The organism is Streptomyces sp. NPDC052101, from assembly GCF_040680235.1.
Taxonomy (GTDB): Bacteria; Actinomycetota; Actinomycetes; order Streptomycetales; family Streptomycetaceae; genus Streptomyces.
The window spans coordinates 1-8,692 of the sequence record NZ_JBFAWH010000083.1 but is presented as its reverse complement, the minus strand read 5'-3'; the positions used below and the strand labels follow the sequence as shown (position 1 = coordinate 8,692).

Below are 8,692 nucleotides of genomic sequence, written 5' to 3'. Positions count from 1 at the left end.
ACGCCCGCTGGCAGCGCCCCGGATTCTGGATCGACTATCACCACGACGACCCGCAAGCCCTGGCCGACTACGAGCACGTGAAGCACGAACTCCTCGCCGCCGCCCCGCCACACGAGAACTGACCCTGCGCCCGGATGCCCTCTCGCGCGTCCGGCCAGCCGCCGTACGCGCAGGCGCACGACGACTTGGCGGCCGTCGACCGGCACGTCCGTCAGCGTCCGACCGTGGTACCCATGCACCTTCGCCGTCGGTGTCCCGCACACCGGACACGGCACCGCGTCCTTCCGGGTGCGGGCCGTGACCACCACCGCGTCACCGCCGTCCGTCACGTCCTCGACGACCAGCGCCGACAGCCCGGAAAACACTGTCTCCACAAGGGAGTTGACGTCGATCACAAGATCGTGATCACGGATGGCTACTCGACGTCACCACCGGCTACGGGCCAGAGCCGAACGATTTAGAGTCCCCACCCGTCGCAGCCGGTGCCCTGGATGGCTTCACCGAGCACCGCCTTCAGGCAGACGGCAGGACGCTCACCACCATCCGCCATCCCGACTACTACCTCTCCCGGACGGCGAAGACGGCGGAAACCCAGTGCAGACGGCCCGCCGCCGTGTCCTGCAGTACCTGGCCGGCTCGGAAGGCGCTCGATAAGAGCGAAGCTGGCGAAGAGGCGCGGCTCGCTCGGCGGCCGTCCGCCGAAGTTCGACCCCGAGGACTGCAAGGCGAGACACGCGGTTGAGTGCGGCATCAATCGCCTCGAAAGGCACCGCGCCGTGGCCACGAGGTACGACGAACTCGCGGTCCGCTACGAGGCGACCGTCCTCGTCGCGGCCATCAATCAGTGGCTGTGACCAGCGTCGTCGAGAGTGATCCAGTAGCGGCGCTTGACCCCGGTTTCTGTGCTGCGCACATCTTCGAGGACGCCACCATTGCTTTCGATGGTGCGCGCCGAGCCGACGTTGCCGTCGTCACAGGTGAGGAGGACCCGGTCCAGACCGACCGCCGGCGCCTTGAGTAGAACCGCTCCCAGCGCCCACGCGGCCAGTCCGCGTCTCCTGGCAGAAGGCCGAACGCTGTAGCCGATATGTCCGCCGCCTTCCAACAGAAAGGCGTTCAGATAGTGCCGAAGGTCGATGGCTCCGAGGTAGGTCTCACCGTCGACGATCCACCAGTGGGTGGCGTGGACGCGTCCTTCCCCGACAGGCAGCGACCGGTCCGATTGCTGTCGCAGCCGCTGGACCCATGAGGCGAACCCTTCCGGGCTGTCGAGGTCATCGTCACCAACCAGACGCAGGCCAGCTCCGTCCTGGTGAGCACCAGGCTGCCACTCGTCACGCGCCGTGAGCCACGAGGAATGCAGCCGTTTTGTGGGAGCGATCAGTTCAGCCATGGGAGGGACGGTAACACCCGCACTCCCTGCGTGATCAGGCATTTTGTGTCAGATCGGGAGCGTGGTCTTTCGGATGGGGTGCAGGTGGGCCAGATCGAGCCGAGATCGCTTCATTCCGCCTCTGGCTGTGTGTGCGGGAGCGGGATTCGTTTGTCGGCGGCTTCGGGAGTCGCTGGGCACTGGGCGCCGTGATCCATGTCGATGAGTTCGGGAGTCACTCGGCTCAACTGCGCGTTTATGCCATCAGTCCGTATGGCGGGCCTCAGACCTGCGCCCAGGCCCGCAGCAGCTCTTCGCGCACGCGCGCCTTGGGAGTGCCTTCCAGGCCGTGCTCGCGGCCCCATGCCTGCATGGCTCACAGGTCGGCCGGCCCTGCCGCGATCCGGCCGAGCAGCTCCTGGGAGAGCGCCTCCTCCTCGGCGCTGTAGCCGCCGGCCGCTGCCGAGTAGATCCGGAGCCGCTCCGGCCCGTTCCGGGTCTCCAGCCGTAGCGTCATCGTGGGCGGGACCTCGCCGCCTCCGAGGGACATCACCAGCGAGTCCACGATCCCCGACAGCCGGCCTGCCATCCCCTGCCGCGGCACCTCCTCGACGGTCACCGCACGCAGTTCCTCCCACGTCCAGGTGCGCGAGCGCTCGGGGTCCACGGCCTCCAGCCCCGCAGCGTTCAGCCGGACGCAGCGCCCGTCGGCGGCCGGCGGGGAACCCAGGTACATCGCTTCCGGGGTGATCCAGAACAGCCCGACCATCGCCACTACCGACTCCATCCCTCGTCCTTCGCCGCCAGGGGTCCAGCTCGTCAGCCATACCAAGGACGGGCCCCCGCCGTCACCGACACGCCAGGTCGGAGGGTTTCGGCGCGGGGCGGCATCACCCGTCGGGGCCCACCGTCGATTGCGGCTCACCCACTCGCTTCCGCTGCGTGGAACAGGGGGCACGCTGGTTTCCTGGACTGGTCCGGACGAGGCGCGGTATCAGGTGGGTCTGGCCGTATGTGGAGTCCTGGCTGTCCCCGTTGAGAGCTGGGCGGGACATCCTGGAGACGCTCAAGGGCGACGAGACGCTGGACGCACGAGGAGCATCCGCAAAGCCGAGCGTTCGCCGGCCCTTCTCGCCACCCTGGACGCGGCACTCTGAGTGACGGCTGACCGTCCTGGGGTGGCTCCCGAAGTCGCCCGAAAATGAGCCGTTGTCTATGCGGTTGGCCTGAAAGTCCGGGTCGTGGAAGAAGTCGTACTCCGGCTGAAGGAGCTGTTGTTCCCGTCGATCGCGGACGTCGCGGTGCTGTCGGTAGACGTGAATATCGAGAAAGTGCGCGTTGACGCGCAGTGCACGACGGTCGGTGCCGCCTGCCCGGGGTGCGGGGCTTGGTCGACCCGGGTTCACAGCTCCTACCTGCGGTTCCCCGCTGACGTACCGAGTGCCGGACGAAGCGTCGTACTCCAGTTACGGGTTCGGCGGTTCCGGTGCCGGAACACGGCGTGCTCGCGCCGGACCTTCGTGGAGCAGATATCTGGTCTGACCCGCAGGTATGGCCAAAGCACCGAGCGATTGCGCTCGGCTCTGGCCGCAGTGGGACTTGCCCTGGCAGGCCGGGCCGGCGCTCGGCTGGCCGCGGTCCTCGGCGTGTCCGTCAGCCGGAGCACGGTCTTGCGCCTGGTCGACGCGCTTCCCGAGCCGGAGGTTGCCGCGCCGCGGGCGGTCGGCGTCGATGAGTACGCCACCCGCAAGGGCCGCCACTACGGCACAGTCCTGGTAGACGTCGAAACCCGCCGTCCGATCGATCTGCTCCCGGACCGGAAGCGTCCAGTCTGGCAGCCTGGCTCGCCCAGCGGCCCGGCGTCGAGGTCGTCTGCCGGGACCGCGCACCCTTCTTCGCAGAGGGCGCCGCGGCGGGGGCACCGCAGGCGGTGCATGTCGCGGACAGGTGGCATCTTTGGCGCAACCTGAGCGAGGCCGCCGAACGGACTGTCGCCCAGCACCGCCGCTGCCTGCGTGTCCTGACACCCGCAGCACCTGAACCCGAGCCCGAGGCCGTCCCGGCCGCAGACTCGTCCGTTTCGCCTTGGCCACGAGGACACCGGTTCGCCGACCGGACCCGGGTCCGGCATGCCGCCATCCACGCCCTGCTGAAAGCAGGACACAGCCAACGCTCGGTCCAGCGGCAGCTCGGAATGACCTGGCGAACCGTCAAGCAGTTTGCCGACGCCGCGACGCCGGAGGAACTGTTCACCGGGCAGTGGCAAAACCGGCCTTCCGTCCTCGACGACTACAAGCCCTACTTGGACGACCGCTGGAACGAGGGCTGCACCAACGCCTGGAAGCTGTGGGAGGAGATCGTGCCGCTCGGCTACAAGGGCAGCTACCAGCGCGTTCGCGCCTACCTGCACGACAAGCGCACCTCACCGCGGCCGGTGACCGCCAAGCCGCCCACCCCGCGGGCAGTCGCCGGGTGGATCCTCCGGCTCGCCGCCGTCCGGAAGGACGACCTGCCCAGTCTCCATACCCTCGCTGCCGGCATCGACCGCGACCGCGACGCCGTCATCGCCGGCCTGACTCTGCCCTGGAACTCGGGCGTCGTCGAAGGACATGTCAACCGCATCAAGATGCTCAAGCGCCAGATGTTCGGCCGTGCCGGATTCGAACTCCTCCGTAAGCGCGTCCTGTAGGAGGTGATCCAGGGGGCTCCGGTGTCTACATAGCTCGCAGTGGCATATCGGCATGCGATACCTCGGTCGCACCCTGAGAATGACCCCATGGTTCACCAGATCGAAGTGCCCGACACCAACGATGCTGAATCCGTGGGCCATATGTTGCTCAGGGCCTGGCTCCAGACCTACCCGAACGAAGACGCTGGCGTTGATGAGACGTGGATCCTTGAGCAACGAGGCTCTGTTGTCACCGCGGAGGGTATTGGGCAGTGGCAACAGTTCATCGAGGAGGCGATACGTCACCCAGAGCTGTTGTTCTGCCGCGTCGTCCGTTCCGGGGCGGAGACCGTCGGAGTCCTCTGCGGCCGCCGGGACGAGGTGGTCACTCTCGGACCGATGTATCTGCTGGACGAAGCCCAAGGTCAGGGTACCGGCCGTCGGCTGATGGGCGAGTTCCTAGCATGGGCAGACGATGACCCTATGCACTTGTGGGTGACTGAGTACAACGAGAGAGCAGTCCAGTTCTACGAGCGTCACGGGTTCAAGCTCACGGGCGAGCGTGAGCTGTGGCGAGGCAAGTTGCCCAACGTGCGCATGGCCTGTGATCCGGTGACGCAATCCAAGATCGTATGAGACCCGACCATGTCGCTGAGACGCGAGTCACTCAGAGTGGCTGCGTCACAGAAGTTGAGCTAGAACCACAACTCACGTACACAGCCACGCCACGATTGCTCGACCACCATCTTGCTCCGCGGAAGTTCGTGGGGGGATCAGGCAGCCTTGAGCGGGGTGCCCTGGTAGGTCCATCGGTAGGGCTTGGCGGTCCCGTTGAGTCCGGTCACGCAGGCCTCTGGTTCCCTGGCTCTGTCGCTGCCGCACCACCGAGGCTGTCGGGAGCATCACGTCGACCTTCCAGGCCGTCGAGGATGGCGTGCAGGCCGAACGCGAAGCTGTCGTCCGGCGCCGCGCCGTAGTCGGCTGCGGCCGTTTCGAGGCGCGAGCGCAGCCGAGGGAAACGGAACGCGACCTCGTGGGCCTTCGCCATGCCCTCGCGCATCGACTCCTCGGCGTTGTCGCCCTCACGGCCGAGCTTCCTGGTGAGCGAGGCGACCGCGGCCGACCCGACGGCGTTGCCGAGCACGAAGGTGAAGACGGCGGCCGCCGCCTGGTCGGCCCGCGCGCCGGTGAATCCCGCCGCCTCGTAGAGGGCGAGGCTGTGGTCGTCGTGCCGGGCCTTGCCGGGCCCGTACATCAGCAGGGAGCCGAAGGCCTGCACCAGCCAGGGGTGGCGGGTGAGCATCGCGTGCAGGCCGTTGGCCATTTCGGCGGCGGCCGACCGCCAGTCGCCCGCGCTCAACCCGTGCAGGTCGGGCAGCGCGATCTCGTTCCACACCTGGTCGCCGGCCAGGGCGATGAGGTCGTCCTTGCTGCCCACGTGCCAGTAGACGGCGGTGGCCGCGGCGCCCAGCCGTCTGCCCAGCGCACGCATGTTCAGGCCTTCCATGCCTTCTGCGTCCAGTAGCTCGACGGCGGCCTGGACGATCTGTTCGCGGGTCAGCGTGTCGCGGGGCATGCACCCAACATAGCCGACTTGAACGCAGTTCGAGAAAAGACTTGCACGGTGTTCAAGTACTGCCCTAACGTTCCACTTGAACGCAGTGCAAGTCGCTGCCGGGAGGCCGCCGCGACCAGGCTCGGCGCCGTACGCGAAGCACGAACAGGGGAATGGAAATGTCACACGACAAACTGTCCGATGTCGTCCAGGCGACGGCCGCCAAGTTCGGCATACCGGGCGTCGCCGTCGGCATCTGGGCGGACGGCCAGGAGATCTTCGCCGCCCACGGAGTGACCAGCCTCGACAACCCGCTGCCCGTTGACCAGCACACGCTGTTCCAGCTCGGCTCGACCACCAAACCCTTCACGGCGACCGCACTGATGCGCCTGGTCGCGGACGGACGGGTCGACCTGGACGCACCGGTGCGCCGATACGTCCCCGAGCTCGAACTCGCGGACGAGCAGGCCGCTGCGGAGATCACCGTGCTGAACCTGCTCAACCACACCGCAGGGCTGGAGTGGAACCTCCTCAGCGACACCGGTGACGGGGACGACGCCCTGGCCGAGTTCGTGGCGAAGTTCCCCGAGCTGAGGCAGATCGCGCCGCCCGGCACCCGGGCCTCCTACAGCCAGGCGGGGTTCAATCTGGTCGGGCGGATCCTGGAGAAGGTCACGGGTCTGACGTACGAGCAGGCAGTCGCCTCCCTCGTGCTCGAGCCCGTGGGCCTGTCCAGCAGCTTCTTCGCGCCCGAGGACGTCCGAGCCCGGCGGTTCGCAGAGGGGCACAACCCCGGCGAGGACGGCACGCTCTCCGTCGCGCAGGAGTGGCAGGTTCCCCGCTGCCAGAACCCCGGCGGGGGTCTGAAGTCCACGGTGGCGGACCTGCTTCGGTGGGCCCGGTTCCACCTCGCCGACGGCCGCGCGGAGAGCGGTGCCCAGGTGCTACCCGCCGATGTGCTGCGGCGGATGCAGGTCCCGACCGTCGAGCTGCAGGCCAGCTCGCTCGGCGACGCCTTCGGCATCTGCTGGTTTCTGCGCGACGTGGACGGCGTTCGCACGTTCGGGCACGGGGGGTCGGCGAACGGCCAGTTCGCCGAGTTCCTCATCGTGCCCGAGCGGAACTTCGCCATTGCCGCGGTGGCCAACGCCGGCCCGGACGGTACCTCGTTCAACCAGGCCGTCGTCCGCTGGGCACTGGAGAACTACCTCGGCGTGGTAGACCGCGACCCTGAGCCGATCCCTTATGACGCGGCACGCGCCCAGGAGATCGTCGGCCAGTACGATATCGACGTCATGACGCTCACCATCGCCACGGACGGGACCGGGCTGACGCTCGCGGCCGCGATCAAGCCGGAGATCCGCGCGGCCTCCGAGGACGAGATGCCCGCAGACTACGAGCCGGCCGCCATGGGCCTGCTCCCCGGCGACGGGGACGAGTACATCGTCACCGAGGGCGGCCTCACAGGACAGCGCGGCTTCTTCAGCCGCGACGAGAACGGCACGGTCGTCGCGATCGACCTGGCCGGGCGGGTCTTCAACCGGGTGCCGGCCGCCTCCGCGTGACGCCCGGTCGACGGCGCCAGCTACCCCGCGCCCTCCAGCACCCGCTTGAGCGTCGGCGGCTCGGTGCCCACCAGCGCGACCCGCTGGTCGACGGCATGAACTCGTCGCCGTCCCGTTTGGCACGACCCTGACCGGGACTCGCCAGGAGGCCCTCTCCAACGAGACCGCCAAGTCCTACCGGTGGGCCTACCAGGGCACCCCGCTCACGGCCGCCTGATCAACACCCCTCCACGAACTTCTGCGGAGCAGCACTAGGTACAAGCCCGCTGCAGCACGGCTCAGATCCAGGGAGGTGCGCCGCGCCTCGTCGCCAGCCGCTCTTTCCGCTGACGGCGGGGCGGTACAGGGAGAGCCTGCCACGCCCCACCCTGCTTCTACCGAGCGGCTACGCCCAGCACATGCCGATGGCGGAGAGCTGTTCGATCCGTTCTGGGGTGAGTGTTGCGGCTCTGCTGCGCCCGCTGCTCGGCGGGCACCGCCGCACGCCACATCCTCCCCGAGCCGGGCGCCTTCTTCTCCTTGCCCAGCACCCGCAGCTGTCCGGCAGCGTCTCGTAGTCTCGCGCGTTCCGGCGGGCGTGAAGCAGCCACGCGAGTGACCTCTCCACCACCCACCTGCGTGGCAGGACCACGAACCCTCTTGCGTCTTTGGGCCTGCTCACGGTCTTGACCGTGAGGTGGAGGAAGGACTTGGCCCAGTCGACGAGCGTGCCGGCGTAGACCGAGTCGGCCCAGACGATGGTGATTTCGGGGTGCATCAGCCGCAGGCGGAAGAGGACTTCGCGGGCGGCGACGCTGTCGTGCACGTCGGCCGGGGTGACCATCACGAACAGCGGCAGGGCCCTTGGTGTCCACGACAAGATGTCGCTTCCTGCCCGGGAGGGTGCTGAAGGCCACCCCCGGTCACCGATGCCGCTCGGGCCACCGGCTGGCCACCCACCGGTACTCCTTGATCGTGTTGTAGGGAACGTCGATGTCCTCCGACAGCCGCTGCAGCCATGCCGACACCCCGAACAGGTCGTCCCCCACGGACCGGCCGCCGTGCTCCTGCATCGGGACCACTTCCAGCGCGCCGTCGCCGATGATGAACGAACTCTTCGACAACTTCTCAGCTGCCTCGCGCAGTCGCTCCACGATCTGCTCGTACCGGCCCACGCTGACGTTGCCGACTTCTCCGTACTGGGCACCACGCCCACCCCCTGCCAGGCCGGAGCATGGCCCCATGGCCGTAAAAGGGGAACTCCGGCCCGCCCGGTACCGGGCAGAATCCGCCCGCCGTCCCACACCCGAAAGGCGCGCCACCACGGCGCGTGGAGCAGCGGAATGCTCTCCGCAAAGCTCACTGCGACACCACTGAGACCCCACTGCCTGGAGGGTTTGATGCGCACCACGCCGTCCAACGAGGCGCACGAACAAGATCATCAGGGGTTTAAGGATCGGTTCTGAGAGGTCGTTTTCATCTGCAGTGTGGTAATGCATCCATGTTTGTGCGGGGCAGTGGTCTGGTGTTGATGAGGGTGCTGAGTCGGTCGT

The 8,692-nt window shown here is 67.8% G+C and carries 8 protein-coding genes and 2 pseudogenes; 4 read left to right on the top strand and 6 right to left on the bottom strand.

The window, feature by feature from the left end; genetic code table 11:
- From AB0L75_RS43475 to AB0L75_RS43465, 3 genes are all read right to left on the bottom strand, one after another.
- Positions 1–365 (bottom strand): transposase family protein (locus AB0L75_RS43475; RefSeq protein ID WP_365191832.1); only part of this gene is annotated, 365 nt, incomplete at its 3' end.
- Positions 366–841: 476 nt separating this feature from the next.
- Positions 842–1,393 carry a GNAT family N-acetyltransferase gene (locus tag AB0L75_RS43470; protein ID WP_365191830.1) on the bottom strand — a complete coding sequence of 184 codons (552 nt, stop codon included), beginning with the start codon at positions 1,391–1,393 and terminating at the stop codon, positions 842–844.
- Positions 1,394–1,748: 355 nt separating this feature from the next.
- On the bottom strand, positions 1,749–2,159 hold the full coding sequence (locus tag AB0L75_RS43465) for a hypothetical protein (RefSeq protein WP_365191829.1): 411 nt from the start codon (positions 2,157–2,159) through the stop codon (positions 1,749–1,751).
- A gap of 454 nt (positions 2,160–2,613) precedes the next feature.
- On the opposite strand from AB0L75_RS43465, the pseudogene AB0L75_RS43460 reads away from it, so the two are divergent.
- The 3 genes and pseudogenes from AB0L75_RS43460 to AB0L75_RS43450 all read left to right on the top strand — a co-directional run.
- Positions 2,614–2,808 (top strand): annotated as a pseudogene (locus AB0L75_RS43460) (ISL3 family transposase); the annotation flags it as partial.
- A 395-nt stretch (positions 2,809–3,203) separates the two neighbouring features.
- On the top strand, positions 3,204–4,061 hold the full coding sequence (locus AB0L75_RS43455) for a transposase (protein WP_365191831.1): 858 nt from the start codon (positions 3,204–3,206) through the stop codon (positions 4,059–4,061).
- An 87-nt stretch (positions 4,062–4,148) separates the two neighbouring features.
- Positions 4,149–4,676 carry a GNAT family N-acetyltransferase gene (locus AB0L75_RS43450; protein ID WP_365191828.1) on the top strand — a complete coding sequence of 176 codons (528 nt, stop codon included), beginning with the start codon at positions 4,149–4,151 and terminating at the stop codon, positions 4,674–4,676.
- Positions 4,677–4,881: 205 nt separating this feature from the next.
- On the opposite strand, the gene AB0L75_RS43445 is transcribed toward AB0L75_RS43450, so the two are convergent.
- The gene (locus AB0L75_RS43445; protein ID WP_365191827.1) at positions 4,882–5,616 is read right to left on the bottom strand and encodes a TetR/AcrR family transcriptional regulator C-terminal domain-containing protein; all 735 of its coding nucleotides are present in this window, start codon (positions 5,614–5,616) and stop codon (positions 4,882–4,884) included.
- A 158-nt stretch (positions 5,617–5,774) separates the two neighbouring features.
- Between AB0L75_RS43445 and AB0L75_RS43440 the strand changes: the two genes are divergently transcribed.
- Positions 5,775–7,160: a serine hydrolase domain-containing protein gene (locus AB0L75_RS43440; RefSeq protein WP_365191826.1), complete on the top strand. Its 1,386-nt coding sequence runs from the start codon at positions 5,775–5,777 to the stop codon at positions 7,158–7,160.
- A gap of 550 nt (positions 7,161–7,710) precedes the next feature.
- Here AB0L75_RS43440 and AB0L75_RS43435 read toward each other — a convergent pair.
- Together AB0L75_RS43435 and AB0L75_RS43430 are read right to left on the bottom strand one after the other, a co-directional pair.
- A pseudogene (locus AB0L75_RS43435) lies at positions 7,711–8,035 on the bottom strand (transposase); the annotation flags it as partial.
- 27 nt (positions 8,036–8,062) lie between these two features.
- Positions 8,063–8,314 carry a hypothetical protein gene (locus tag AB0L75_RS43430; protein WP_365191825.1) on the bottom strand — a complete coding sequence of 84 codons (252 nt, stop codon included), beginning with the start codon at positions 8,312–8,314 and terminating at the stop codon, positions 8,063–8,065.
- Positions 8,315–8,692: the final 378 nt, after the last annotated feature.

Excerpts from the sequence above, each read along its gene's own strand:
- AB0L75_RS43465 (WP_365191829.1), bottom strand. The coding sequence starts at position 2,159 with ATGGAGTCGGTAGTGGCGATGGTCGGGCTGTTCTGGATCACCCCGGAA.
- AB0L75_RS43450 (WP_365191828.1), top strand. The coding sequence starts at position 4,149 with ATGGTTCACCAGATCGAAGTGCCCGACACCAACGATGCTGAATCCGTG.
- AB0L75_RS43445 (WP_365191827.1), bottom strand. The coding sequence starts at position 5,616 with ATGCCCCGCGACACGCTGACCCGCGAACAGATCGTCCAGGCCGCCGTC.
- AB0L75_RS43470 (WP_365191830.1), bottom strand. The coding sequence starts at position 1,393 with ATGGCTGAACTGATCGCTCCCACAAAACGGCTGCATTCCTCGTGGCTC.
- AB0L75_RS43440 (WP_365191826.1), top strand. The coding sequence starts at position 5,775 with ATGTCACACGACAAACTGTCCGATGTCGTCCAGGCGACGGCCGCCAAG.